The sequence below is a fragment of the Bradyrhizobium sp. genome (genome assembly GCF_035652035.1).
Taxonomy (GTDB): domain Bacteria; phylum Pseudomonadota; class Alphaproteobacteria; order Rhizobiales; family Xanthobacteraceae; genus Bradyrhizobium.
Genome location: NZ_DASREO010000014.1, coordinates 23487 through 49488, shown reverse-complemented (window position 1 = coordinate 49488; position 26002 = coordinate 23487). Strand labels below are relative to the sequence as shown.

Below are 26002 nucleotides of genomic sequence, written 5' to 3'. Positions count from 1 at the left end.
CGCTAGGCGTGCCCGGGCCTTTCATTTTTCGGCGTCATCTGAAGGCGGGCAAACACGAAACGCGTTCAGGCAACCCGTTCCCGCATAAGGTAGGCGCCGCGCTCCCGCTCCTCCGCGTTGACCACCGAGCGGATGCGCAATAGGTCCTTGCGGGCGATCAGTCCGACCACGCGGTGCGCCTCGCGATCGACGATCGGGATGCGCCCAAGATCAGACGACACCATGAGGTCGGCCACGCGCCCCAGCACCTCGTCGGGATAGGCCGAGATCGCCGAGGTGTCGGAGACGAGGTCATCGAGCGTCATGGCCTGATGAGCGCCTTCGGTGCGCCAGCGCAGCACGTCCGACCGCGCCACCATGCCGGCAAGAATCCCGTCCACCGTCACCACCGGATAGGATTTGTGTCTCACCTCGCCGCCGGTGAAGAAAGCGACGGCATCGTCGACCGGCATCGTGACCGGCAGCGTATCGACGTTTTTCACCATCACATCGGCAACGCGCAACAGCTCGAACTGGTCGATCGAGTATTCGCGCGTGATGTGCTGGCCGCGTCTTGCAATCTTCTCGGTGAGAATGGAGCGCTTCAGCAGCAGCACGGTTACGGCGTAAGCGGCGCCCGTTGCCGCGAGCAGCACTGGCAGCATCTCGATATTGCCGGTCAGTTCGATCGCAAACATCACGCCGGTGAGCGGCGAACGCATGGTGCCGCCCATCATCGCGGCCATCCCGACCAATGCCCAAAATGACGGGCCGCCGGGCAGCATCTGGCCCTCGAGCCAGCCCAGCGAACCGCCGAGGATCAATAGCGGGGCCAGGACGCCGCCCGAGGTGCCGGAGGCCAGCGCCACGATCCAGATCGCGGACTTCACCAGCAGCAACCGCTCCACGTTGTGAGCCGCCGCATGGCCGGACAGCAGATCGGCGATGACGTCGTAACCGACGCCGAGTGCATGCGGGTCAACCAGGCCGCCGGCTCCGACGGCGAGACCCCCGAGCATCGGCCACCACATCCAGTGCAACGGCAAAAAATCGAACATGTCTTCGGCCGCGTACAGCAAGCGCGTCATCAGCCCGGATTGCAGGCCGGCGACGACGCCGACGCCGATGGCGGCTGCCATGCCCCACAATGGCAGGCTCGGATGTTCCGTGAACGGAAACAGCGGCCCGCTGCCGAACAGGAAGGGACGGCAGACTGCGGAAACGATCGTCGCGGCGACAACCGGCAGAAAACTCCGCGGCTTCCACTCGAACAGCAGGAGTTCGACGGCGAGCAGCACGGCCGCAATCGGCGTGCCGAAAATCGCCGTCATGCCGGCGGCAGCGCCGGCGACCAGAAGCGTCTTGCGCTCGGCCGCCGTGAGATGAAAGCACTGGGCAAACAGTGAACCGACCGCACCGCCGGTCATGATGATCGGGCCTTCCGCGCCGAACGGCCCGCCCGAGCCGATCGAGATCGCCGACGACAATGGCTTCAGCACGGCGACTTTCGGCTGCATGCGGCTGCCACCGAGCAAAATGGCTTCGATCGCTTCCGGGATGCCGTGGCCCCTGATCTTCTCCGAGCCGAACCGCGCCATCAGTCCGATGATGAGGCCGCCGGCTGCAGGCGCCAGCAGCATCCACGTGGCGCTGCGGGTGGTTTGCGCGATCGGGAGACTGGCGACGCTGAGCTGGCCGAACCAGACGAGATTGCTGACCAGCGCAATCAGTTTCAGAAGAACCCAGGCCGTGCCTGCGCTCGCGCCGCCGACGACGAGCGCCATGCCTATCAAAAGCAGAACGCGGCGGTCGGCGGTGAAATCGCCGAGCTTGTTACGATGCCGCGCGGCTCCGCCGGCCTTGTCGATCTTTTGACGCATGGGAAGTGCTTTTCGGGAGGGGAATCAGTGCGCCTGACCTACCCCGCACCACGGCGCAGATCAAGTGCGCCAGCGCATGGCTCCAATCTCGAATCGTACCAAAATATCGTAATACGATATAAATCGGCGATCGATTGATACCCGATATAGATCAACGATCACTTAACGCGCTTTAACCGTAGTGCCGACCAGTCGTCGTCGATAGCGATCTGGCTCACCGTGTCGAGGCCATAGGCAGGCGCAAGCGCATGGATGATGTCCCGGCTGAGATCGGCCGCGAGTTTGGACGACAGCTTGGGATAGGCGATCCAGAAGATCGCGGTAGGCAAGATGGTCTTGAGCAGCTTCGGCAGGCTGGCGTCGAGGCTTTTGCGATCCGGCGCGAAAAGCAGCACCACATCCGCTGTTGCCACATCGCCACGCGCCTTGCTGGCGCCAACGGTCTTCTCCAGCGCTGCGGAAGCGCCGATCACCACAACCCGCCGATCGCCCTTCACCTGCAAACGCTCCGCAACCGGCTTGTCGGACATGGCCCCTCGCCTCAGCGTTTTGCGGATTTTCCCGTTTTCGCCTTGACCGCCTTCGCAGGCTTCGCCGCCAGCGCTTTCTTCGTTGGCTTGCTCTTCGTCCTGTTCTTCGCCCTGGACCGATTGTAGTCGATGGCGGCGCGGACGAGACTTTTCAGCGCCGGCGCATTGACCTTGTCGCTCTCGAAAAGGTCAATCGCGCGTCTTTGATTGCCTTCAAGGCCTGCGTTGAAGAGTTTTTCGGGGTCCGGCAACCGCGCCCCGTGCTCAAAGGTCAGCTTCACTTTGTCCTTGTGGGCGTTGCCGACCGCGATGATGCCGTCACACGACCACACCGGACTGCCCATCCATTTCCATTCCTCTGATATCTCCTTGTCCGCGGCGAGGATGGCATTGCGGACGGCGCTTAGGGTTTTGCCACGCCAGTCGGCAATGCTGACGATCAGTTGATCGATTTTTTTCGATGCGTCCATGCGAGCTCAAGCCAGCTTCTTCGAAAACATCCGCCGAACCAGGTGACCTTTCCACATCCAAAGCCCCGAAAGCAACATGACGGGAAAGAACACGAACCGCGTCGGCGGTGCATAATCCGGCAGCACCTGGAACGGGCTATAAAGATAGCCCGTGATGGGGATGGCGCAAATGATGTGAATCCAGCGAATGATGACGCGGATTGTTGAATCCTTCAGCAATTGATCCCCCTCTTTTCGACGCCAAGCAGCAGTTCCGCCGGCGCGGCTTCTCAAACGACGTCCGAACCTCACGCTTGCCGTGCCAGTAGCTGATCGAGGTTCTCGAGGAACTTCTGCCAGCCGAACTTGGCGCCGCCGAAAGCTTGCGGCTGATCGCTGCGAAAACCCGTCTGCTCCATGCGAATATGCGTGCCGGTGCTGGTCGCCGTGAGTGTGAACGTCACCACGCTTTTCAAGCTGTACGCGGGATCCGCATGCGCATGGTCCCAGCGATAGGACAGCGTCTTGTTGGGCTCGATCGCAAGCACCTCGCAATCCAGCACGCCGCCCCAATCGCCGCGAAGCTTGAATTGGTGGCCGACGTCGAGCTTGAAGTCGTTCTTCATCAGCCACTCCTCGATCAGGTGGGGTTGGGTGAGCGCGCGCCAGAGTCTTTCTGGCGGAAACGCAAAATCCCGTTCAACGACGACGGAGCGTGTTTCGACCGCGGGTTGGTTCATTGGTCCATCCTTTTCAGCAGGCTTTCGAGTTGATCGAACCGGTTCTGCCAGAAGCCGGTCATTTGGCTCGTCCAGTCGATCAACGGGGCCAAAGCATTCAGCTGGGCGCTGTAATGCGTCTGGCGGCCTTCATGGCGATCACGCACGAGCTTTGCCCGCTTCAGCACCCCGAGATGTTTCGAGACGGCCGGTTGCGAAACGCCGGAACGCGCCGTGAGGGCCGCGACCGTCTGCTCGCCTTCCCGGCACAATCGCTCGAAAATGGCTCGACGCGTCGGATCGGCCAGCGTTCGGAACAGCACATCATGGACGTTCGGCATTTCGATCAATAACTCATTGGTTATTGATTTACGTATAACCGCTGAGTTATGGATCAGTCAAGTGGATACGCGGCGTTACGGCGAATTAATTCCCCGAACAGGAAAAATTAATATGCGCGACAGGGCACGGTAATGCGCGCCCGCTATCTCCATCATCAAGCCAGACGGCTTAACAATCTTGGAGATGCAATCATGACAGACACCAATCAACGGCCCCGCCGCCAGATCTGGTCGGCGCGGCGCCTCACGCTGCTTTGTTCCGCAGCGGTGCTCGGCTCGGCCCTCGCCGTTGGCGGACCGCTCGGATACGGACGGCTCGCCGGACAAGCCTTTGCCGCGACGCCTGCAGCGGTAACAACAAATGCGCCCGGACAGACCGGCTTTGCCGATCTCGTCGCGAAGGTGAAACCCGCCGTGATTTCGGTACGCGTTCGGGTCGATCAGAGCGCTGATTCGGATCAAGGTGGAACGAACGATCAGGAACCTTCCCCATTCGCCCCGGGCTCGCCCTTTGAGAAATTCTTCCGGCAATTTGGCGAGAACGGCCCGCAAGGCCACATGCAGCGCCATCAGATGGTCACCGGTGTCGGCTCCGGGTTCTTCATTTCCGCTGACGGCTATGCCGTCACCAATAACCACGTGGTCGACCATGCAAAGTCGGTCCAGGTCACGACCGACGACGGCAAGATCTACACCGCCAAGGTGATCGGCACCGATCAGAAGACGGATCTCGCCCTGATCAAGGTCGATGGCAAGCAGGACTTCGCCTATGTCGACTTCGAGACGGCAACGCCGCGCGTCGGCGACTGGGTGGTCGCGGTCGGCAATCCCTACGGCCTCGGCGGCACGGTCACGGCCGGCATCGTCTCGGCCCAGGGGCGCGCGATCAGCTCAAGCCCTTATGACGATTACATCCAGATCGACGCGCCCATCAACAAGGGCAACTCTGGCGGTCCGACCTTCGATACCAACGGCAAGGTGATCGGCGTCAACACAGCGATCTATTCGCCGTCGGGCGGGTCGGTCGGCATCGGTTTCGACATTCCGGCCTCGACGGTGAAGATGATCGTCGCCCAGCTCAAGGATAAGGGCGTCGTGACTCGTGCCTGGCTCGGCGTCCAGGTTCAGCCCGTCACCGCAGGCATTGCCGAAAGCCTCGGCATGAAGAAAGCGGAAGGCGCGCTGGTCGACGAAGCGCAGCCCGATACACCAGCCGCCAAAGCCGGAATCCAGCCCGGCGACGTGATCACGGCGGTCAACGGAACGGCCATCAAGGATTCACGCGCGCTCGCGCGCGAGATCTCCGGGTTGGCTCCCGACAGTTCCGCCAAACTCGACATCACACGCAAGGGTGAGGCGAAGACGATCACGGTGACGCTCGCGAAAATGCCCGATCAGCTCAAGAAGCAGGCCAAGGCTGACGATTCCGAAAACGGATCGGCGCGCGGCGTACCGCATCTCGGCGTGTCAGTCGCGCCAGCTGATGAGGTTGCGGGTGCCGGCAGCAAGGGCGTGGTGATTACCGCCATCGATCCCGACGGCCCGGCCGCCGAGCACGGCCTGCAGTCCGGCGACGTCATTCTCGATGTCGGCGGCAAGAGCGTTTCCAGCCGCGACGAGCTTCGCCAGGCGCTCTCGCAAGCCAAACAAGACGGCAAGCACGACGTGCTGATGCGCGTGAAGACTTCCGACAACACCCACTTCATCGCCATGCCGATCGGCTAGGGGCGAAGTGAGGGAGAGAGCCCGCCGCGACGTTTCTCCAGGCGCTGCGGCGGGCGTCTTATGAATCAGCTGTTATCAGCGATACCAGCAATGGCCATGCCGGCATACCCGATGATGCGGGTAGATGAAGGAAGGCCCCAGGCAAAAGCGGTACCAGTGATAACCGGTTTCACCCAATCGATAGCAGCCGGCTTGAGCAGCGCTGGGCAGCAGTGCTCCCAGCGACAGGATCGCAGCAACGGCAAGCGGCACAGTCTTGCGCATGGTCGTCTCCTCCGGAAGATGATTGTGAGTGAAAACATCCTACCGAATTTCTCGCGATTCGGATTGCGCTGAAGCAAGCTCGCGCGCCACGCTGCACACAATTTGCGAAAAAGATTTATCGCGCGCGTTCACTCGCGGGCACTCGCGCGCAGATCCCGAGATGGTCGCGCAGTTTGCGCTCGCCCTTGCGGGTGAGCTGCACCGCACGCGACTGGCGGCTTCGCGACAACCATCCAAGATCGCAGCAGCGCTGGAACAAGCGCGTGCCAAGCGGCCCGGCGAGGTGATGGCGGCGTTCCGTCCAATCCAGACACCGACATGCTAATCCATGCCGCCCGGGCTTCAGTTCACGTACATCAATATCGAAAACCGCATCAAACCACGCCGCCCCGGCGCGGGTGACATTGACGCGCTTGCCCTGCGAAGCGGAAGCGATCAGCCCGCGCTCTTCCAGGGCGACCGCAATCCCCACACCCAGTTCGCCCGCCAGGTGGTCGTAGCAGGACCGCGCATAACGCAACGCCTTCGCCTGTGGCGAGCGCGTGATCGCATTGCGGGACGGTTGCGCCACGATCAGCGACAGGCTTTCCAGCGCGGCCGCGACCTGCGGTCCGGCAAGCCGGTAATAGCGATGGCGGCCCTCGCGCTCGAGCGAGAGCAGGCTGCCGTCGAGCAGTTTGGTCAAATGCGCGCTGGCCGCCGACGGCGAAAGGCCCGCGGAAGCCGCCAACTCGCTCGCCGGCAAAGCACGACCATCTGCGAGAGCAGCCAGAATGGCCGCGCGCGCGGGATCGCCGATCAGCGCTGCCACCGTCGCGACATTGGGCTCACCACGCATATTTCATCCTTATCTGAAACGTCAGCCCCGAGCAAACGTTTAAGCTTTGCTCCATCAAAGCGAGGCCACATCGTTTTTCAGGAGACCGCAATGTCGAACATCGATCGCCGCCTGACTGAACTCGGCATCACGCTGCCAAAACCTTGGACGCTGCCGCCGGGTCTGACGATTCCGGCAAGCCTTGTGCGGGTCCGCGGCAAGCGCGTGCTGGTTTCCGGACATGTGCCGATCAACGCCGACGGTTCCGTTGCTGGTCCATTCGGCCGCGTCGGCGCCGAAGTCTCGCCTGAGCAGGGCTACGCGGCCGCGCGCGTTGCGCTGATCGGCATTCTCGCCAGCCTGAAAGAAAAACTCGGCGATCTCGATCGGATCGCGGCATGGCTGCGCCTCTACGGCATGGTCGCGCCCGCGCCGGGCTTCACCGCGTTCCCCGCGCTGGTGAACGGCGCGTCGTCCCTGATCAGGGAGGTGTTCGGACCCGAGATCGGCGACCACGCACGCGTGGCGATCGGCGTCGGCGCCCTGCCCTTCAACGTTCCCGTCGAGATCGAGGCCGAATTGGAATTGGCGTGACAGCCTGCCATTATGCTGACAGCAGGGTGGCAGCAGCCCTCCGCTATGGTCCCTCGTTGACCAGGAAGGAGACACACGATGCTAAAGACCTATTCCGGCAGTTGCCATTGCGGCGCTGTCCGCTTCGAAGCCGATCTTGATCTTTCGGCCGGCGCCGGCAAGTGCAACTGCTCGATCTGCTCGAAAACGCGCAACTGGGCGATCGCGATCAAGCCGGACGCCTTCCGCCTGCTTTCCGGCGAGGAAGCCCTTTCCGACTACCAGTTCGGCACCAACAGCGCCCATCATCCCTTCTGCCGAACCTGCGGTGTGCGGGCCTTTGGCCATGGTCATCTCAAGGAAATCGGCGGCGACTATGTCTCCGTCAGGCTATCGGCACTGGACGACGTCGGCCCAGCCGAACTCGCGAATGCGCCGGTCAGGTATTGCAACGGCAAAGATAACGACTGGTGGCACGAGCCCGCAGAAAAGCGCCATCTCTGATGGCGCCGGAGCCACGTCATCATTTGCTTCCATTCGGACGACGCTTTGCCGTCAGCCGCGTCAACGAGACACTGAGCGGCTGCACCTTGGTATTCTGGAACGAGCGGATCAGCCAGGCGTCGCGGGTCTTTACAACGACATAGGTCTGATAGGATTTCTTTCGTCCGTCGGCCGCCGTGTGCATCAGCGCGACATCGGGCGACAGAAAAACGATGCTTTCGACGTCTGCCGATATTCGCGTCCCGCGCAATACGGTTCGAAACAGCGCGCCGTGCAGACCGGCATTCTCCGCGCGGCCCCGCAAGTGAATGCCGTTGAACGTTATGTAGTCGCAGTCCTCGGTGAAGCAGCTGGCATAGGCCTCGCCATCTCCCCTCGCCCATGCGTCGAACATGCGTGCAAGCAGCGCGCGAATTTGTTGCTCGGCCTCGCTCGTCTGGTTCGACTCCAGCATTGGCTCACTCAGATCCTTCCCGACGGCCATTCAACCAAAGCGATCCGTCTAAGTAATCTGTGTAATGGTCAAGCTCATTGACAGGCATATGATGGCCGAAGTGGAGCGACGCAACCGCGCCGGCAGGTGGTGGTGTGCGCTGCAGCGTGGGCAGCCCGTACTCTTCCAAAAAGGGAGACGCCACATGTTCACCGAAATTCTCAATCCAACCGGGAACCTGTTCATAACGTGGCTGGTAGCGCTGATTCCCGTCGCTGTCCTGCTTTTCATGCTTGTGGTGTTGAGGTGGTCGGCATGGCTCGCCACGCTGATCGGCTCGTTAATTACTTTGGCGCTCGGTCTGTGGGTCTGGAAAATGCCGCTCGACCTCGGCTTGAAGGCGTATGCCTACGGTTCGCTGACCGGGATCTGGTATGTCGACTGGATCACGTTCTGGGGCGTGATGCTGTTCAACACGATGGTAATCACCGGCGCGTTCGACAAGCTGCGCCGCTGGCTCCTCGCCCACGGCACCGCGGATGTCCGCGTCCAGACCATTTTGTTCGCTTGGGCATTCGGCGCCCTGCTCGAGGGCCTGGTTGGTTTCGGTTATCCTTGGGCCTTCGTCGCGCCCATTCTGATCGCGCTCGGCATTCCCGATCTCGATGCCATCCGGGTCGCAGCCATCGCCAATAATGCGCCGGTGTCCTACGGCGCGCTCGGCGCACCGATCATTACGCTTGCGGCCGTGACCGGCTATCCGTTGCTGGCGCTGTCCGGCACGATCAGCAAGATTGTCGCGGTCCTCGCGTTGCTGCCGCCCTGGGTGCTGCTCTATCTGGTGTCGGGGCGAAAGGGCATGTGGAGCGCCTGGCCGCTCGCCGTCGTGGGCTCGCTCGGTTACATCGCCGGCCAACTGCCGGTCGGACTTTTTCTCGGGCCATATCTGCCCGACGTCATCGGCTCGATCGTGTGCTTCATCTGCGTCCTGATCCTGATCAGATTCTGGCAGCCGGCGGAGGTTCTCGGCTATGGCGGGGTGCCGGTCTCGGGCGCGGCTGCCGTCGAGGGCCACGGTCTCGCGGGCAAGGAAATCTGGCAGGGATGGATGCCCATCCTCGTGCTAGTCGTGGTCGTCATCGCCTGGACCGGCCCGTGGTCCGACCTGCCGAAAATCAGCGGGCTGAAGCTCTCCGTGGAAACGTCGTCGTCCATCACGCCCGGCGCCACCATCACCGCGGCCTTCAACTGGACGCCCTTCGTGGCGGGCACAGCCATTCTCGTGTCATGGATCATCTCGGCGCTGCTGCTGCGCGTGAACGGCAGCCAGCTCAGCGAGGCCTGGACCAAGACATGGTCGCAGATGTGGGGCGCTTGCCTCGTCGGCATCTTCATCTTCGGCCTCGCTTATGTCTTCAATTTCTCCGGCATGGCCGGCTCGCTCGCCGAAGGATTCTCGAAGATCGGACCGGCCTTCATCGTCGTGGCGCCAATCTTGGGCTTCATCGGCGTGGCTCTGTCGGGCAGCAACACCTCGACCAATGCGATGTTCGGCAAATTCCAGGCACTGGTCGGCCAGGTGCTCGGCTTCCCCCCACTCTTGCTGCCGGCGGTCAATTCCGTCGGCGCCGAGATCGGCAAGCCGGTGGCGCCGCAGACCGCGAGCGTCGGCGTGTCGACCTCGCGCTTCGTGCGCTCCGAGGGCGAGGTGATCAGGCACAATTTCGGCTGGACGCTGGTGATGGGCGCCTGGTTGATCATCATCGCTGTTGTGTACTACCTGTTCTTCCCCAGCGTCGGACAGCTCTAGAGATGAAGAAGCCAGCACCCGCAAAACGCCTTCGGCTGAAGCGCGTCTACGAGCCGGCCGCGGCCGACGACGGCGTGCGCGTGCTGGTGGATCGCCTTTGGCCGCGGGGCCTGACCAAGAAGAAAGCCGCCGTCGACCACTGGATAAAGGACGTCGCGCCAAGCCCGGAGTTGCGCAAATGGTTCGGTCACGATCCCGACCGCTGGGTCGAGTTCAAACGCCGCTACAAAGACGAACTGCGGCAGCACAAGGACCTGCTCGCTGATATGCGAAAGCTGAACAAGGAGCGCACGGTCACGCTCCTGTTCGGCGCCCGCGACGATGAGCACAACGACGCGGTGGTGCTGCGCGAGGTTCTGGCGAGAGGCGCGCGGGCTATTGATTGATCTCGGGCTCAACCAGCCGCGCCAGGTTTCGCAGCGACTCCTGCCAGCCCAGATAGCAGGCTTCGGGCGGAATGGCGTCCGGCAGGCCCGCCTGCACGATATCGACCTCGGTGCCGACAAGGACCTTTTTCAACGTCACGGTCACCCTGATCTCGCCGGGCAGGTTCGGATCGTCAAACCTGTCCGTGTAGATCACGCGCTCACCCGGGATGAGCTCAAGAAACTCACCGCCGAACGAATGGCCGTTGCCCGTCGTGAAGTTACGAAAGGACATCCTGAACGAACCGCCGACTTTCGGTTCCAGATGGTGAACGGTGCAGGTAAATCCGTTCGGCGGCATCCATTTCGCGAGCGCGTCTGCTTCGAGGAATGCGCGATAGACTTTCTCCGGGGCGGTCGCAAGAACGCGGTGTAAGCGGACAGTGTTAGGCATCGTCGTCTCCCATATGAATTGCGAATTGGCACTCCGAGGACGAGCGGCACGTCGCCAACCCGACACCGAGACCCGATTTTTTTTGAAACAGCCGTAAGGCTGTCCCCTCGCCCCGTCATAGACCACGCGGCCCTCACTTCATCATACGGCATCAAACAGGAACTTCCTGTCGTCCCTGCGAACGCAGGGACCCCCGCGTGAGCGCAGCTCGTCGCGAGCCGTGTCCTGCGCATTGAGAGATGCTATCCAACGGCTTTCGCGCAACAACGGTGAGAGCTCACGCAAAGCCGCACCATGTTGACGACATGAATTCTGCAATTTGGTCGACACACGTTCATATTGATGAATGGCACGATCACAACCTGCTGATCGGTGAGCTCGCAGCTTGATCGGGAAAGTTCGACCGTGATAGCTCGCGCCGGTCCGCCCGAGAGGCCGACATCGCGTTCATAAGGGTGAATAAATGAGAATGATACGATCGATCATGCTTGCATTGTGTTGTGTCGGCATGAGCGCCGCGTATGCGCAAATGCCGGAGCAAGACATCAGTCCTGCACGTCACGGCAACCTCGCCGGCGCGCAGGCAGCAATTGCTGAAGCCTACAATCTGACTGTTCGCGCACAGGTCGCCAACCAGGGTCAATTGGGCGGTCACGGCGAGCGCGCCAAGGAATTGCTTCGGGAAGCCGCAGCAGAATTGAAGGCCGCTGCGATAACCTTGAACCAGGAAGGCCGATAACGAGCGCGTTTCGCGCCCCAGAGTCTGGGCGCCTCGGTCGGCCTCACTACGGAGGACCAAGCGGCTCGGTGAAACAACGGGTCGAAGCGCGGAGCCCCTGATACGGTGCAGCGTCTCGCCCGTTGCGTTTCGCCAACACTTCCGTGTCCGGGGAACGCGGCCCGGCCAGATCACTGGGGTCCATTGACGCCAGCGGACCGAGACCCGACATACGCTGTTTGGCCATGCCGGGGAGCAAGTTATGAACGCGCCGCCCAAAATCGATCCCGCCACCGCTTATTCCGACGAAGATGTCCTGCACTGGCTGACCAACGACGTGCGCGAGGAGCGCTTCATCGACAACATCTTCGCCGAGATGTGCCTGCGGTTGCAGCGCGCCGGCATTCCGCTCAAGCGCGCGACGCTCCATGTGCTGATCCAGCATCCGCAATGGCTGGGCGCCAAGATCATGTGGGCCGACGGCATGCGCAACGCCGAGATTACGCGCGTGGACCACGATGTCCGCGGGCGATCCGAATTCATCGGCAGTCCCGCTTCCGAAATCTTCGAGGGCGCCACCGAAGTACGCGAAAATCTCGCCGGCGATCCCGCACGTCGCCGCAAGCACGCGATCTATGACGAGATGCGGGCGATGGGCCTGACCGAGTATATCGCCTGGCCGCTGTACCACACGCTCGGCAAGCGCCACATGGTGACCTTTGCGACCGACCGCGCTGCTGGTTTCGACGAGGCGCATATCGCGTCCTTGCGGAAAATGTTGCCGATCCTGGCGCTGGTCAGCGAGATCCGGGTCAAGAATCGCCTGGCTCGCACGCTGCTCGAGACCTATGTCGGCTCGCATGCCGGCGAACTCATTCTGGCGGGCGCGACGCGGCGCGGCACGGGCACGACAGTGCGCGCCGCCATCATGATCTGTGACCTCCGCGACTTCACGCATATCTCGGACAACTGGCCGCGCGACGATGTGATCGATCTGCTCAACGGCTATTTCGACGCCATGTCGGAGCCGATCGCGCGGCACGGCGGCGAAATCCTGAAATTCATGGGTGACGGTTTGCTCGCGATCTTTCCGCTCAGCGAGCCCAGCGCCTGCGCTGATCTGCTGCGCGCCGTGGCCGAGGCGCGCCAGGCGATGAGCGCCCTGAACGAGAAGAATACCGAGGCTGGCCGCGCGCCGCTCAATTTCGGTATCGGCGTCCATGTCGGCGATGTCATGTATGGCAATATCGGATCGAGCGCCCGCCTCGACTTCACCGTGATCGGTCCCGCGGTCAACATGGCCTCGCGGCTGGAGACGCTCACCAAGCAAGTGGGCAAGAACGTTCTGCTGTCCCACGCCTTTGCCGATCTCGTCAAAGCCGAATTCGAGCTTGAGCGCGTCGGCGAATTTCCGGTGCGCGGCTTTAGCGAGCCGGTTGAGCTGTTTGCGTATCACGGGTGAAAGCGATTGGGCCGGTGGCGAACCGGCCCAACTCCTTAACGAGGCAATGACCGATCGAGGAAATCGCGCATCAGGCCGGCGATCTCCGCCCCCTTGTCTTCCAGAGCGAAATGTCCGCTGTCCAGAAGGTGCAGTTCGGCGCGCGGCAGATCGCTGAGATAGGCTCGCGCGCCGGCTTCCGGAAATATGACGTCGTTCTTGCCCCACACGATCAGGGTCGGCGGCTGGCGCGTGCGGAAGAAAGCCTGAAACTGCGGATACAGCGCCGCGTTGGTCCGGTAGTCGTAAAACAGGTCGAGCATGATCGCGTCGATGCCGGGACGATCGAGCAAGGCCTGGTCGACCAGCCAGTTCTCTGGATCGATCCGGCTCGCGTCCGCGACTCCATCGACGTACTGCGAGCGGGTCGCTTCCACCGTCAGGCCAACGCGCAGCGCGTTGCGTTTGCCGTCCGAAGGATCAGCCCAATAGGCACGGATCGGATTCCAGAACGGGCTCAGCCCCGCCTCGTAGGCGTTGCCGTTCTGGATCACGAGCGCGCTCACGCGCTCGGGATGGGCGAGCGCGAGCCGGAAGCCGACCGGAGCGCCATAATCCTGCACATAGAGAGCGTAACGCTCAATACCGAGCTTGCTCGTGAGGCCGTCGACCAGCTTGGCGTAAGCCGCAAAGCCGTAGTGGAAGGTCTTGCGGTCGGGCGCAGCGCTGCGGCCAAAGCCGGGATAATCCGGCGCGATCACGTGGTAGCGGTCGGCGAGCGCGGGAATCAGATTGCGGAACATGCGCGAAGAGGTGGGAAAGCCGTGCAGCAGGAGCACCGCCGGGGCGTCCTTGGGGCCCGCTTCGCGATAGGCGAGCTCCACCCCATCGATCGCTGCGGTGCGATAGTGCGTTTCGTTGATGGCCGCCGACTGGCTTTGAGCAGCCGCCGGTGATGAGACCAGGCCCAAAAAGGCCAGGCCGGAGGCGTTCAGCGCGGCGACGGCAAGCAGTCCCGTGGTGAGCGCAAGAGTGCGGAAGGTGCGAGGTGACATGCGAATATCCTTTTGATGGTTGGGACCGCGCATCTGGGGGTTAGCATCAGCCGCGTGTATGCCTGTCTTTCGCAAGTTTGAATTTTGCTGGATGCAATAATGGATCGGCCGAACGGCTTACGACTGAACGCGGATATCTCTATCACTTCACCGACGCGAAGCAGTCTGCGACGAGGGTTGCCCGGATCGAGAAGGCGATGCCGGCGATCTTCGAGGGGCGAGGATTTCTGGAGCGGCGGTAGACCGGGAAGCCCGGGGATGCGCCGCGGCGTCTCATACAATGTCAAACCGGCAGATCGTCGTTGCTATCGACCGTGTCCGAACCAATCCTGCAAGGCGGGCTGAAACTGCGCGGGATGAAATTCCGTGATCCGGCTGAACCGCATCTTGCTCGCTTTCACGAACGGCTCTTCGGCGAGCAAAGCGTCGAGCGCCTCACGGGACGGCGCCCGCGCCACGAGGAATCCGCCGTGCGGCGGGATTTGCGGGCCCGAGAACAGGAAGAACCCGTCCTCGTAGCCCTTCTTGAGAAACGCGTGATGCGCAGGCTCCAGGTGACGAAATGTGTCGAACGGAGCCAGATGTTCGCCTTCCAGCAGAAAATATTGCATCACGCTTCCTCCTGCGTTTGACCGCGTCGATCAGGCGACCGCCGGATAATTCTGCGGGAACAGCGCTCGCATGGTTTCCTCATCGAACGCCGTCTTCAGACCCGCATCGTGACCGACTGCGCGGGCGCGAACCACGGCCGGCCGGCCGTCGACCTCCGCGAACCAGCGCTTGATATTGGGCCAGCGGTCGAGCGGCCCATCGTCGCCGAAAACGGAGCTGGCGCGATCGATCCAGCCCCACGCCGCAATATCTGCGATCGTGTACGCGTCGCCGGCAACGAACGGCGTCTGGCCAAGCCGCGCGTCCAGCACGTCGTAATGGCGTTCAAGCTCGCGCCTGTAGCGGTTGGTCGCATACGCACTTTCGGTATGAATTCGCGTGAAATGCGACGCCTGGCCCGAAAACGGGCCGAGCCCGCTCGCGACGAACATCAGCCACGACAGCAGCGCCGGACGATTCTTCGGCGCGCCGAGCAGCTTTCCCGTCTTTTCCGCGAGATGAAGCAGGATCGCACTGGAGTCGAACACCACGTCGCCATCGTCGACGATCGCCGGGACCTTGCCGTTCGGATTGATCGCGCGGAATTCGCTTTTGTGCTGGTCGCCCTTGAGCACGTCGACGGGCACGACCTCATATGGCAGCCCCGCTTCTTCGAGAAACAAGGCGATCTTTCGCGGATTTGGCGTGTGGTGGTAATAGAACTTGATCATCGGCACTCTCTTCGGGTTTGTCGTCTTTTGGTCGTCGAACAGCGCGGCTTCCTCAGCCGGCTTTCAAGGGCGCGAGCGCAGGCGCGTCCCCGAACCATTCCTCGGTCCAGCCTTGGCGCTTCACCGGATTGAATTCGGTGAACGTGAACGTCGCGAGGCCCTCCTTGTTGAAGGGTTCTTCGGCGAACATCGTTTGCAGCACCTCGATCGTCTCCGCGCGCGCGACGAGATAGCCGCCGACCGGCGGGTTCGTCTTCGGCCCCGAGCACAGGAACAGCCCCGCCTCGTATCCCCTGTCGAGCCACTCACGGTGACGCGCGGTCGCCTCCCGCACCCGTTCGATCGGCGCGGAATACGTCGCCTCGACCACGAAATGTTTCATTGTCTTGTTTCCCCATGATCCCGAATGTTACCGACCGGTTCGTAACACTGGACAAGTACGAACCGGTCGGTTACATGTCAAGCGAAAATTCAGGAGAGCAAAGCGCGATGCGGCAAGGTGCGATCGAGACTGCGGACAACCGCCCGGCGGGGAAACTGGCGCGCGACAAGATCTTCGCGGTCGCCACCGATCTGTTTTATCGCAAGGGCATCAACACCGTCGGTGTCGAAGAGATCGTGCGCGAAGCCGGCGTCGCCAAGATCAGCCTCTACCGCAATTTTGCCTCCAAGGACGATCTGATCGTCGCCTACCTTCAGGAGCGCAGCGACACATTCCTGCGTGATTGGGACGCGGCGTTCGACCGTTACAGCGACAATCCGCGGGCGCAGCTTCGCGCGATCATGACTTACGTCGCCGAGCGCTCGACGGAAGAGGGATATCGCGGCTGCCCCTTCATCAATTTCTGCGCCGAATTTCCCGATCCGGCACATCCGGGCCACCGCATCGCGAAGGCGACGATGGCGGGGTTGCGCAAGCGTTTCCTCAACGTGGCTGAGGCGTTGCGGTCGCCGGAACCGGCGAAGCTGGCGGACGGCTTGCTGCTCCTTCTGGAGGGCGCTTACGGACTAAGCCAGACCTTCGGCGCAGGTGCGGACAGTCCGGGATATCAGATCGTTTGGGCAGCCGACATGCTGGTCGACGCGCAATTTGCGTCTGCCAAAGCGAGAGCGTCGAAGCCGAGGCGCGCCGCACCCGCGCGCCGACTCTGAGCGCCCTGCCCGCGATTGCGCGGTTAGAGTTCATCATTCACATTTCAAACAGCCACTTTCGTCATTCCGGGATGGTCCGAAGGACCAGGCCCGGAATCCATTCCTCCCGGTATTCCTGCGGCTCGATAGATTCCGGGTTCGCGCCTACGCGCGCCCCGGAATGACAAAAACTATCGCAGACGCACGTTTTCCTTCCCGCGGCACAAACGCGCCCGAGTGATGCATTGACATTGTCCCTCCGAAATGAGAGGGCGCAGGGAAAGCCGGGCGCTCGATGCACCCGCAGCCTCGTATGCAAAGATAGAAAGCATACGAGTTAGTCACCACAGGTTCACCGGAAACGATCCGGCCTTCCCTGCGCGAGTGGTTTTAACGGTTTCCTTCGTGCTCGCCCCGGAGACCGGGCTTTGTTGTCTCCTCGTGCGATCCGCAGGGATCGTCACGACGATATCAGCGTCGGGATATCAGGCCCACACGACTTCGCCGTCCGCTTCCTCGCGCGTTCGTCGAGCGCGCGAATATAGCGTCCACCGCATCCCGCGCTCCACGTTCGTGACGATCGCGATACGCCCCTCTTCAAGCGAGGCGGGATGGGCGAACTGCTAGCTTTGATTTGCCCGACGGATTAAGCAAAATATTTTTCGCGAGAGGGGTGGACAGGAACGCGACGCAGCACGGAGTGATTTGCCTCCACCATAAAGGCCTACCTAGGCGAGGCCGTGGCAGCCGCGAAGACCGAAGAAAGTCGAGACCAAGCCCCCGGGAATTTGCTCTGCCTGCGACAACGAAAGGTGCTAGCCGTGGAGATGGCATGTTGCGGTGGCGGGCCGAGATTACCGAGCTGCGGCCTGCGGCCCGGGCCAGATGCTCGACGGATCATCGATCTGCGCTCGCAAGCGGTGCTGCAACCTGGTGCCAGAGGCCGGCAAGATTTTTGTACTTGTCAGGACAACATGTCGCGATCATCCTGAAGCGATTGAACGCGTGTTCGTGTATTGAACAAGAGAATGGCCATGCTGCAGCGAACTTCAGTCACCCTCGTTCTGGCATTCCTCGTCAGCGGTGCGATGGCCTACGCCCAGCAAACCGAGCTGAATGCGCCCACGCTCGTGCTGTTGAACGGCAAGATTCTCACGATGGACGGACAATCGACGATTGCCGAGGCTGTCGCGATACGCGATGGAAGATTTCTCGCGGTCGGCGATAGCGCGATGATCCGGCCAATGGCCGCGAGCAGCACACGCACGATCGATCTCGCCGGCAAGACCGTCGTTCCCGGACTGATCGACACGCATTCCCACTTCAAGGCTGCAGGCATGTCGGACTATGTCGTCAATATGAGCCGCGCCAGAACGGTTGCGGAGGCGCTGGAGGCCATCAGGCAGTTCGCGGCAAGCAGGAAGCCCGGCGACTGGATCATCGGAAGCGCCTGGCATCCGCCGTCGCAACTGGCGGAGAAACGATATCTGACCCGGCAGGAAATCGACAGCGCCGCGCCGAACAATCCCGTCTACTTGCGCACCGTCGGGCATTTCTCGATGGCGAATACCCTTGCGCTTGCCAGGGCCGGCGTGGAGAAGGGCACCCCGGATCCGGGTGGAGGCCGCTTCGAGCGCGATGCTTCGGGCGAGTTAACCGGCGTTCTCGTCGAGACAGCGATCGACCTCGTCGAGAAGTCGGTGCCGGAGTGGACCGCGGCCGACGAATTGCGCCAATTCAAGATCGCCGAAGGCGTGCTGAATAGCTTCGGCATCACCAGCACGATCGAGGGCGCGACGCCAGCGCGCGATATTGCGACCCTGCAGCGTCTGGCCGCATCGGGACAGGCGACACTCCGGGTCGGGCTGATGTTCCGGCCCGAGCCGCCGGCAGACAATTCAGCCTGGGAAGCGATCATGCGTGGCAACGGCACGTCATCGGGATTCGGCGACGATTGGGTAAAGCTCGCCGGGATCAAGCTCTTCTATGACGGCGGTATGACGCTGAAGACCGCGCTGATGCGCGACGCCTACCCGGATTCGCAAAACGACTATCACGGCATCGCGCAACAGTCGCCGGAGCGGCTTAAGGAGCTGGTGTCGATCTGCAATCGCAATGACTGGAGGGTCGGTGTCCACGTCGTTGGCGACAGGGGCATCGATCAGGTGCTAGATGCGTTCGAGGCGGCCGACGGAGAGAAGTCGATCAAGGATCGTCGTTTCATCCTGATCCATGGCAGCCTGATCCTGCCGGAGCAGATGGAACGCGCGAAACGGCTCGGCGTGAGGGTCGACTTCCAGAACGTGTTCATGTGGGACAAAGCCGCAACCGTGGAGCGCTTCCTCGGCAAGGCCGTAGCGGACCGCGCCGTGCCGACCAGAACCCTCATCGAGAAACTCGGGATCGACAGCCTCGGAGCAGGCACCGACTTTCCGGTGAACACCATCAATCCCTTCATCAACATCTACATCATGGTCACGCGCAAGGATCCCAATGGTCACGTCTACGGGCCGAACGAGGCGATCTCGCGTGAGCAGGCGCTGCGCCTCTACACTAGCGCCGCCTCCCATTACATGTTTGAGGAACACAAAAAGGGATCTATCGAGCCGGGCAAGCTCGCGGATCTCGCGGTGCTCTCCGCGGACCCGCTGACGGTGCCCGAAGATCAGATCAGGGACATCAAGGCCGATCTGACCGTCGTCGACGGCAAGGTCGTGTTTCAGCGATAGCTTCGGATCGAAGGGCGCTGCCTCACTCTATCGCTTTCATACCCCTACTCCCACTCAATGGTCCCCGGCGGCTTTGACGTCACGTCGTAGACCACGCGGTTGACGCCCTTGACCTCGTTGATGATGCGCGTTGCGGTTTCGCCCAGAAACTTCATGTCGAACTGGTAGAAGTCGGCGGTCATGCCGTCGGTCGAGGTCACCGCGCGCAAGCCCACGACGTAATCATAGGTGCGCCCGTCGCCCATCACGCCGACGGTCTTCACCGGCAATAGCACCGCAAAGGCCTGCCAGATCTGATCGTACAGGCCCGCTTTTCGAATTTGATCGATGTACACGGCATCGGCGTTCCGGAGGATGTCGAGCTTTTCCTTCGTGATGTCGCCGGGGCAGCGGATCGCAAGCCCCGGTCCGGGGAATGGATGCCGGCCGACGAAAATATCAGGCAAGCCAAGCTCGCGGCCGAGCGCCCTCACCTCGTCCTTGAACAGTTCGCGCAACGGTTCGACCAGCTTCATGTTCATGCGCGCGGGCAAGCCGCCGACATTGTGGTGGCTCTTGATCGTGACAGACGGCCCGCCGGTGAAGGAGACGCTCTCGATCACGTCGGGATAGAGCGTGCCTTGCGCCAGAAACTCAGCGCCGCCGATTTTCTTGGCTTCCGCCTCGAACACGTCGATGAAGAGCTTGCCGATGGTCTTGCGCTTTTTTTCCGGGTCGGTGACGCCTTCGAGTTCGCCGAGGAATTGCTTCGAGGCATCCACGTGAACCAGCGGGATGTTGTAGTGATGCCGAAAGAGGTCGACGACGGTCTCGGCTTCCTTCAGCCGCAGCAGGCCGTGATCGACGAACACGCAGGTGAGCTGGTCGCCGATCGCTTCATGGATCAGCACGGCGGCTACGGCTGAATCGACGCCGCCGGAGAGCCCGCAGATCACTTTGCCGCGGCCGACCTGCTTGCGGATCTTCTCGATCGCTTCCTCGCGGAACGCGCGCATGGTCCAGTCGCCGGTGAGGCCAGCGACCTTGCGGACGAAATTGCGCAGCAGTTTTGCGCCGTCGGGCGTGTGCACCACCTCGGGGTGGAACATCAGCCCGTAATATTTGCGCGTCTCGTCCTGGATCACCGCGAACGGCGCGTTCGGCGAGACGCCGGCGACGACAAAGCCCGGCGGCATCCTGGTGATGCGGTCGCCATGGCTCATCCACACCTGATGCTTCTCGCCGGCGCCCCAGGCGCCCTCGAACAACTGGCTCTGTGCCTTCACCTCGACATCGGCGCGGCCGAATTCGCGGTGATGCCCGCCCTCGACCTCGCCGCCGAGCTGCGCCGCCATGGTCATCTGGCCATAGCAGATGCCGAGCACGGGAACTTTGGAATCGAAGATCAGCTGCGGCGCGCGAGGCGAGCCCTTCTCGTGAACAGACTCCGGCCCGCCCGAAAGGATCACCGCCTTCGGCTTCATCGCAAGGAAGGCTTCTTCCGCCTTCTGGAACGGGACGATTTCGGAATAAACGCCCTCCTCGCGAACGCGGCGGGCGATCAGTTGCGTGACCTGACTGCCGAAGTCGACAATCAGAATCTTTTCATGCGCCGCGGCCACTTCGGGCGACGACTCGCTGGGTTTTGCTGCGGAGGTCATTGCAAGCAATTACGCGACCGGGGGCGGCCTCGCAACCCCACCCGCGTCGTCATGGCCGGGCTTGTCCCGGCCATCCACGTCTTTGTCGCCGCGAAAGGAATACGTGGATCACCGGGACAAGCCCGGTGATGACGGCTGCCGAAGACGGCCCGTCCCCGGGATTGACGACCGCTGACTGCAGCCAGCCATGGACAAATCCATATAGGTAAGCAATACTGACCTATTATAAAATGGAGGACACCATGGCAAGGCAGCATGCGACGGCCGATCTCCTCAAACTCGCGGAGGAATGGATCGCCGCCTGGAATACCCGTGACGTCGAACGGGTGCTCACGCTCTACACCGACGACAGCGAAATGACGTCGCCCTACATCGTTTCGCTCAGCTTTGAGCCGGGCGGGACCCTGCGCGGCAAGGACGCACTTCGCGCCTACTGGACCAAGGCGCTGACGTTGAGGCCGAACCTGCATTTCACGCTGCTGGAGACCTTCGTCGGCCCCGACAGCGTCGCGGTTCTCTACCGCAACGACCTGGGCAAACAGGTTTGCGAATATCTGCGGCTCGACGATGGGGGGAAGATCCGCCAGGCGTCCGGGAATTATCCGGTGGGGTAGCGGACGAGACCTTGAATCGATCACGCCGCGGGGCGCCACCCTCCCCTGGAGGGGGAGGGTCGGCTCACATTGAGCCAGCGAAATGTGAGACGGGGTGGGGTGATCTCTCGCCACGCGCGCCACTGGTAGCCGAGAGACCGTCACCCCACCCCGATCGCTCATTTCATTCACGATCGACCCTCCCCCTCCAGGGGAGGGTAATCACGCGCCTTGTGCCAACAAACTGCTACCCCCTCCGCAACACCGACACGAAGAACCCGTCCGTGCCGGTGCGGCGCGGCGTCATCAGAAGTCCTTCCGGAGATTGCAGCGTGGCGGCGGCGAAGTCGTCGGCCTTGTCCCATAGCGCGGCTGTGACTTCCGCTGATGGAACGAAGGAAAACCCGTGATGCCGCGTCAGAAACGCACGGACCTGATCGTTGTTTTCAGGCGCGAGCACCGAACAGGTGACATAGGCGATGCGGCCGCCCGGCTTGACCAGACCTGCCGCACGATCAAGCACTTCGGCTTGCGCCTTCAGACGCACGTCGAGCGCGCCCGGCCGCATCCGCCATTTGGCGTCCGGATTGCGCCGCCAGGTGCCGGTTCCCGTGCAGGGCGCATCGATCATGACGAGATCGGCCGTCGCTCGGATATCGGACAGCGCATCGCCCTCGCCCATGTCCCGGCCTTTCGGCGTCCGCACCTCGCAATTGTGGACGCCGGCGCGTGACAGCCGCTCGTGGATTGGCGCGAGCTGGCGCTTGTCCTGATCCGTTGCAATCAGCCGGCCCTTGCCGCCCATCATCGCAGCCAAGGCAAGAGTCTTGCCGCCCGCACCCGCGCAGAGATCAATCACCTGCTCACCGGGCTTGGCCGCCGACAGCAGCGCCGCGAGCTGCGAGCCCTCGTCCTGCACCTCGATCAGCCCCTTGATGAAGGCTTCCTCGGCATGAATGCCGGGATTGCGGGCATCGGCCGAGATTTCGATGCGAAGCCCGTTTGGCGACCATTTTGTCGGCATCGTTCCGAGATGCGCCGTGGACGCGAGCACCTTGTCGCGCTGCGCTTTAAGCGTGTTGACGCGCAGATCGAGCGGCGCACGGCTCGCCATCGCTTCGGCCTCCGCCGCCCGATCCTCGCCGAAGACTTCCTTGAAATACGGGTCGAGCCATTCCGGATAGTCGCCGGCGACGTGCGCGGGCGCCTTGTCGAGCGAATTCGCCGACAGCGCCGACCGTTCGGCGTCACTCAAAGGCTGTGGCGCAAAACGGCTGCCGTCGCAGAGCGCCGCAATCTGATCGGCATCGAGCTTACGCTCGAGGTGGAGCATGCCGAGCAGTCGCGCCCGCGGCGTCTCTTCGCCCATGATCCAGGCGCTGGAGGCGCGCCGCCGCAGCACGTCCCAGACGAGGCCTGCGATCGCCGCGCGATCGCCCGAGCCGGCAAAGCGATGCGCCGTGCCCCACTCCTTCAAGGCCTGTGCGGCGGGAACGCGATTGCTGTCGATGGTCTCTAACGTTTCGATAGCGGCCGAAAGCCGCGCGGCGGGGGTCATGCAGATCTTTCAGTTGAGGGCATAAGCGCTTTAAATCAGGAGAAGAATCCTGAGTGCGAAATAGACCCACATGACGAGCAGCACAAGCGCGCCGACGCCCCATGCCGTCGACCGCCGGCCGAGATCGTTGGAACTGACGAAGATGCCCGCATGGACAAGGCGGGTCACCACGAACACCCAGGACAGCGCCACGATGACGAGATCGGCGTGGCGGATCGGCAACGCGATCGCGATCAGGACGTAGAACAGAACAGGCAGTTCGAACTGGTTCCGGTAGCAGTTGCCGATCTGGGTGGCGCGGACCGGCCAGTTCGGCTGGCCGAGCGCAATGTCCCTGATCTTGGTCTGCCGGCTCACCAGCGCCGAGCGGCGGGCAAGAAACATCCAGATCAGAAGCGCGAAAGTGAGCCCGACCTGGACGAAGACCGGCAATAAAACACTCGGAATCGACATGTCAGGCCCCTCAGTGTTCCAGACGTCCCCCGCTATAGCGGCGGGCCGCACGCCTGACAATGAAATGCCGGCCCGCGCCATGAACCCCGCCGCCGGACGGTGCGACCAACGGGGGCAAGAAAGCGTCCAGGAAAGCGTCAGTGTGCGTCTCCTCCAATAGACCCGAGAGGCTGCCATGAACTTCGATCCGATCAGCACCGTTGTCACCCAGGTGTCGGGCCTGTTCCATCAGTTGCTGCACGCTGTGCCCGACCAGAGCATCGATGACGGCAGCGGCCTGATGATGCCGGCGCTCGCGGGCGTCGCCCTGGCCATCACGATGGCGCTGATGCTCGCGATCTACTTCCAGACCGGCTATCGCAGCTATCGCGACATGATCCGTCACGGTCTTGCGGCCGCACTCGGATTGATGCTGCTGGCGTTTGCCATCTACGACATGCGCAACGCGGCGCTCGCCCATATCGCGAAGGCCCGCCCCGCCGCCACCTTCGAATTGCAGTGGCAGCAAACGACCGAGCGCACCAGAGAATTGGCCGCCGAGATGGAGCGTACCTCCGGCTCTGCACCTGAGACGCATCAGGGTTGAGCTAACAGCCTCCCCGCTCTTCCAGTAAGCTCCCGGCAACAATCAAATTGTTTTGCGGGAGTGAAACGACATGCGGCTGAAAGATCGTATCGCGATTGTGGTTGGCGCGGGCCAAAGCCCCGGCGAAGGCATGGGCAACGGCCGCGCCACGGCGATGACGTTTGCCCGCGAAGGCGCGTGCGTGCTGTGCGTCGATCGCAATCTTGCCTCCGCGCAGGAAACCGTCGACCTGATCGAGGCAAGGGGCGGCGAAGCCATCGCGTTCGAGGCCGACGTCACCAGGGAGAGCGATCTCAAGGCGATGGTCGAGGAAGCCCCAAAACGCTGGGGCCGTCTCGACATCCTGCATAACAATGTCGGGGTCAGCCTTGCCGGCGGCGACGCCGAACTGCTTGCGATCACCGACGGCGCGATCGACAACTGCGTCGCGATCAACCTCAAGAGCTGCATTCTGGCCGCGAAGTTCGCGATCCCGATCATGCGGAAACAAAAAAGCGGCGCCATCATCAACATCTCCTCGATGGCCGCGATCACCGTTTATCCCTACGTGGCCTACAAGGCGACGAAGGCGGCGATGATCGCCTTCACCGAACAGCTCGCCTATCAGAACGCCGCATACGGCATCCGCGCCAATGTGATCCTGCCGGGGTTGATGGATACGCCGATGGCGGTCGACACCCGCGCCAAAGCGTTTGGAAAAACCCGCGCTGAGGTCGCAGCCGATCGCGACGCCAAGGTGCCACTGCGCGGCAAGATGGGCACGGCATGGGATGTCGCCAACGCGGCGCTGTTTCTCGCCTCCGACGAAGCCTCCTTCATCACCGGCGTGACATTGCCGGTCGACGGCGGCGCCAGCGTGCGGCGCGGATAAATTGGTCATACTAGTGGTCCGATTCTAACATTCGCATCCCTTCTCAGCGGCCACGCTTGCGAATGTTAGAATCGAAGGACCACTAGCAAACATATTTTTATGTGGAGTTTAGGATTTGACATTCGCTTTCCGAACTCGCGGCTAGGTGGGTAGCGAATGTCAAATCCACTCCACAGTCCGGGAATACCCTCAACGCGTCGTGGCGCGCACGAGGTGTTTTAAACAATGACTGAATTCCGTCTGACCCAGGTTTCGGACACGCATCTTTCGCGTAACTTTCCGAAACTGACCGAGAATTTCCACCGCATCAGCACGCATATCAACGCTGATAGGCCCGACCTCGTGATCAATACCGGCGACGTGTCATGGGACGGCCCGACCAGCCGTGCCGATATGGAGTTCGCGAAGGGATTGCATGCCGCGCTGCCGGTCGAGCGCCGCTACCTGCCCGGCAATCACGACATCGGCGACAATCCGACCGCGGTTGGCGTTGCGCCCTCGTGCCCCGCGACGGAGGAACTTCGCGACGCCTTCGTTTCCGTTTTCGGCGAGGATCGCTGGCAATTCGAGGCGGCAGGCTGGCGCTTCATCGGGCTGAACTCGCTGATCATGAACGCGGGCATTCCGAGCGAAACGGAGCAGGACGACTGGTTGAAATCGCAGCTTGCCGGCGGAGGCGGAAAACCGATCGCGCTGTTCCTGCACAAGCCGCTATTTCTCAACACGCCGGAGGATCCCGAGGAAGCCGCAACCGCGATCCGCTTCGTGCCCCAGCCCAACCGCGCGCAACTCGTCGCATTGCTCGGCGCCTATGATGTCCGGCTCATCGCCAGCGGGCACGTGCATCAGCGCCGCGACTTTACCTATCGGCATATCAGGCACATCTGGGCGCCGTCGGCCGGATTCGTCATTCCGGACCGGATGCAGGAGGTGATCGGCATCAAGGAAACCGGACTTGTGGAATATCGCTTCCGCCCCGACAGTTTCGAAGTCCGGCATGTGCGCGCCGCCGGTCAGGCCAATATCAGCCTGGACGAGCTCATTCGCAGATGATCAGGGCTT

Annotated in this window: 31 protein-coding genes; 14 read left to right on the top strand and 17 right to left on the bottom strand. The window is 62.2% G+C overall.

What is annotated here, in order from left to right; genetic code table 11:
• Positions 1-65: 65 nt before the first annotated feature.
• From VFB05_RS04570 to VFB05_RS04545, 6 genes are all read right to left on the bottom strand, one after another.
• A complete protein-coding gene (locus VFB05_RS04570) occupies positions 66-1859 on the bottom strand; it encodes a chloride channel protein (RefSeq protein ID WP_325009276.1) in 1794 nt (597 codons plus the stop codon).
• A 158-nt stretch (positions 1860-2017) separates the two neighbouring features.
• On the bottom strand, positions 2018-2389 hold the full coding sequence (locus VFB05_RS04565) for a hypothetical protein (RefSeq protein WP_325009274.1): 372 nt from the start codon (positions 2387-2389) through the stop codon (positions 2018-2020).
• Between the two features lie 11 nt (positions 2390-2400).
• On the bottom strand, positions 2401-2859 hold the full coding sequence (locus VFB05_RS04560; protein ID WP_325009272.1) for a DUF1801 domain-containing protein: 459 nt from the start codon (positions 2857-2859) through the stop codon (positions 2401-2403).
• A 6-nt stretch (positions 2860-2865) separates the two neighbouring features.
• Positions 2866-3078 (bottom strand): hypothetical protein, encoded by a 213-nt coding sequence (locus VFB05_RS04555; RefSeq protein ID WP_325009270.1) that lies wholly within the window; start codon positions 3076-3078, stop codon positions 2866-2868.
• A gap of 68 nt (positions 3079-3146) precedes the next feature.
• Positions 3147-3578, bottom strand: a complete 432-nt coding sequence (locus VFB05_RS04550) for an SRPBCC domain-containing protein (protein ID WP_325009268.1) — start codon at positions 3576-3578, stop codon at positions 3147-3149.
• Positions 3575-3898, bottom strand: coding sequence for a metalloregulator ArsR/SmtB family transcription factor (locus VFB05_RS04545; protein ID WP_325009435.1), 324 nt, complete (start codon positions 3896-3898; stop codon positions 3575-3577). Before VFB05_RS04545 ends, VFB05_RS04550 begins: the two co-directional genes overlap by 4 nt.
• Before the next feature lie 192 nt (positions 3899-4090).
• Here VFB05_RS04545 and VFB05_RS04540 point away from each other — a divergent pair, with 192 nt between their 5' ends.
• Positions 4091-5623, top strand: coding sequence for a Do family serine endopeptidase (locus tag VFB05_RS04540; protein WP_325009266.1), 1533 nt, complete (start codon positions 4091-4093; stop codon positions 5621-5623).
• A 75-nt stretch (positions 5624-5698) separates the two neighbouring features.
• Here VFB05_RS04540 and VFB05_RS04535 read toward each other — a convergent pair whose 3' ends face one another.
• Together VFB05_RS04535 and VFB05_RS04530 are read right to left on the bottom strand one after the other, a co-directional pair.
• Positions 5699-5887, bottom strand: coding sequence for a hypothetical protein (locus tag VFB05_RS04535; protein ID WP_325009264.1), 189 nt, complete (start codon positions 5885-5887; stop codon positions 5699-5701).
• 115 nt (positions 5888-6002) lie between these two features.
• The gene (locus VFB05_RS04530) at positions 6003-6698 is read right to left on the bottom strand and encodes a helix-turn-helix domain-containing protein (RefSeq protein ID WP_325009262.1); all 696 of its coding nucleotides are present in this window, start codon (positions 6696-6698) and stop codon (positions 6003-6005) included.
• 117 nt (positions 6699-6815) lie between these two features.
• Between VFB05_RS04530 and VFB05_RS04525 the strand changes: the two genes are divergently transcribed.
• A complete protein-coding gene (locus VFB05_RS04525; RefSeq protein ID WP_325009260.1) occupies positions 6816-7298 on the top strand; it encodes a RidA family protein in 483 nt (160 codons plus the stop codon).
• A 78-nt stretch (positions 7299-7376) separates the two neighbouring features.
• Entirely contained in the window at positions 7377-7781 is a 405-nt protein-coding gene (locus tag VFB05_RS04520) for a GFA family protein (RefSeq protein ID WP_325009258.1), read from the top strand.
• A gap of 19 nt (positions 7782-7800) precedes the next feature.
• Here the strand turns inward: VFB05_RS04520 and VFB05_RS04515 are convergent, their stop codons facing one another.
• Entirely contained in the window at positions 7801-8235 is a 435-nt protein-coding gene (locus VFB05_RS04515; protein WP_325009256.1) for an SgcJ/EcaC family oxidoreductase, read from the bottom strand.
• A 184-nt stretch (positions 8236-8419) separates the two neighbouring features.
• Here VFB05_RS04515 and VFB05_RS04510 point away from each other — a divergent pair, with 184 nt between their 5' ends.
• On the top strand, positions 8420-10024 hold the full coding sequence (locus VFB05_RS04510; RefSeq protein ID WP_325009254.1) for an L-lactate permease: 1605 nt from the start codon (positions 8420-8422) through the stop codon (positions 10022-10024).
• 2 nt (positions 10025-10026) lie between these two features.
• Positions 10027-10410 carry a DUF488 domain-containing protein gene (locus VFB05_RS04505; RefSeq protein ID WP_325009252.1) on the top strand — a complete coding sequence of 128 codons (384 nt, stop codon included), beginning with the start codon at positions 10027-10029 and terminating at the stop codon, positions 10408-10410.
• Here the strand turns inward: VFB05_RS04505 and VFB05_RS04500 are convergent.
• Positions 10400-10843, bottom strand: a complete 444-nt coding sequence (locus VFB05_RS04500) for an SRPBCC family protein (RefSeq protein WP_325009250.1) — start codon at positions 10841-10843, stop codon at positions 10400-10402. The two genes, VFB05_RS04505 and VFB05_RS04500, sit on opposite strands and share 11 nt — an antisense overlap.
• Positions 10844-11306: 463 nt before the next feature.
• Between VFB05_RS04500 and VFB05_RS04495 the strand changes: the two genes are divergently transcribed.
• Positions 11307-11582, top strand: coding sequence for a hypothetical protein (locus tag VFB05_RS04495; RefSeq protein WP_325009247.1), 276 nt, complete (start codon positions 11307-11309; stop codon positions 11580-11582).
• Between the two features lie 241 nt (positions 11583-11823).
• Entirely contained in the window at positions 11824-13023 is a 1200-nt protein-coding gene (locus VFB05_RS04490) for an adenylate/guanylate cyclase domain-containing protein (RefSeq protein WP_325009245.1), read from the top strand.
• Between the two features lie 35 nt (positions 13024-13058).
• Here the strand turns inward: VFB05_RS04490 and VFB05_RS04485 are convergent, their stop codons facing one another.
• Entirely contained in the window at positions 13059-14057 is a 999-nt protein-coding gene (locus VFB05_RS04485; protein ID WP_325009243.1) for an alpha/beta hydrolase, read from the bottom strand.
• Positions 14058-14134: 77 nt separating this feature from the next.
• Here VFB05_RS04485 and VFB05_RS04480 point away from each other — a divergent pair, with 77 nt between their 5' ends.
• Positions 14135-14299: a YdeI/OmpD-associated family protein gene (locus VFB05_RS04480; protein ID WP_325009241.1), complete on the top strand. Its 165-nt coding sequence runs from the start codon at positions 14135-14137 to the stop codon at positions 14297-14299.
• Positions 14300-14362: 63 nt separating this feature from the next.
• Here the strand turns inward: VFB05_RS04480 and VFB05_RS04475 are convergent, their stop codons facing one another.
• The 3 genes from VFB05_RS04475 to VFB05_RS04465 are packed head-to-tail and all read right to left on the bottom strand — an operon-like array spanning position 14363 to position 15761.
• Positions 14363-14668 (bottom strand): YciI family protein, encoded by a 306-nt coding sequence (locus VFB05_RS04475; protein WP_325009239.1) that lies wholly within the window; start codon positions 14666-14668, stop codon positions 14363-14365.
• A gap of 30 nt (positions 14669-14698) precedes the next feature.
• Complete coding sequence (locus VFB05_RS04470; RefSeq protein ID WP_325009237.1) at positions 14699-15379, bottom strand: glutathione S-transferase family protein; 681 nt, start codon at positions 15377-15379, stop codon at positions 14699-14701.
• Positions 15380-15431: 52 nt separating this feature from the next.
• Positions 15432-15761 (bottom strand): YciI family protein, encoded by a 330-nt coding sequence (locus VFB05_RS04465; protein ID WP_325009235.1) that lies wholly within the window; start codon positions 15759-15761, stop codon positions 15432-15434.
• A gap of 107 nt (positions 15762-15868) precedes the next feature.
• Between VFB05_RS04465 and VFB05_RS04460 the strand changes: the two genes are divergently transcribed.
• Both VFB05_RS04460 and VFB05_RS04455 read left to right on the top strand, forming a co-directional pair.
• Positions 15869-16531 (top strand): TetR/AcrR family transcriptional regulator, encoded by a 663-nt coding sequence (locus tag VFB05_RS04460; protein WP_325009233.1) that lies wholly within the window; start codon positions 15869-15871, stop codon positions 16529-16531.
• 1013 nt (positions 16532-17544) lie between these two features.
• Complete coding sequence (locus tag VFB05_RS04455) at positions 17545-19239, top strand: amidohydrolase (RefSeq protein ID WP_325009231.1); 1695 nt, start codon at positions 17545-17547, stop codon at positions 19237-19239.
• Positions 19240-19283: 44 nt separating this feature from the next.
• On the opposite strand, the gene guaA is transcribed toward VFB05_RS04455, so the two are convergent.
• Positions 19284-20879 (bottom strand): glutamine-hydrolyzing GMP synthase, encoded by a 1596-nt coding sequence (gene guaA, locus VFB05_RS04450; protein ID WP_325009228.1) that lies wholly within the window; start codon positions 20877-20879, stop codon positions 19284-19286.
• Between the two features lie 242 nt (positions 20880-21121).
• On the opposite strand from guaA, the gene VFB05_RS04445 reads away from it, so the two are divergent.
• The gene (locus tag VFB05_RS04445; protein ID WP_325009226.1) at positions 21122-21493 is read left to right on the top strand and encodes a nuclear transport factor 2 family protein; all 372 of its coding nucleotides are present in this window, start codon (positions 21122-21124) and stop codon (positions 21491-21493) included.
• 226 nt (positions 21494-21719) lie between these two features.
• On the opposite strand, the gene VFB05_RS04440 is transcribed toward VFB05_RS04445, so the two are convergent.
• Both VFB05_RS04440 and VFB05_RS04435 read right to left on the bottom strand, forming a co-directional pair.
• Positions 21720-23030: an RsmB/NOP family class I SAM-dependent RNA methyltransferase gene (locus VFB05_RS04440; protein ID WP_325009224.1), complete on the bottom strand. Its 1311-nt coding sequence runs from the start codon at positions 23028-23030 to the stop codon at positions 21720-21722.
• Positions 23031-23060: 30 nt separating this feature from the next.
• The gene (locus VFB05_RS04435) at positions 23061-23483 is read right to left on the bottom strand and encodes an MAPEG family protein (protein WP_325009221.1); all 423 of its coding nucleotides are present in this window, start codon (positions 23481-23483) and stop codon (positions 23061-23063) included.
• A gap of 175 nt (positions 23484-23658) precedes the next feature.
• Between VFB05_RS04435 and VFB05_RS04430 the strand changes: the two genes are divergently transcribed.
• From VFB05_RS04430 to VFB05_RS04420, 3 genes are all read left to right on the top strand, one after another.
• Entirely contained in the window at positions 23659-24069 is a 411-nt protein-coding gene (locus VFB05_RS04430; RefSeq protein ID WP_325009219.1) for a hypothetical protein, read from the top strand.
• 70 nt (positions 24070-24139) lie between these two features.
• A complete protein-coding gene (locus tag VFB05_RS04425; protein ID WP_325009217.1) occupies positions 24140-24940 on the top strand; it encodes an SDR family NAD(P)-dependent oxidoreductase in 801 nt (266 codons plus the stop codon).
• A gap of 225 nt (positions 24941-25165) precedes the next feature.
• Entirely contained in the window at positions 25166-25993 is an 828-nt protein-coding gene (locus VFB05_RS04420; RefSeq protein ID WP_325009215.1) for a metallophosphoesterase family protein, read from the top strand.
• Positions 25994-26002 lie beyond the last annotated feature (9 nt).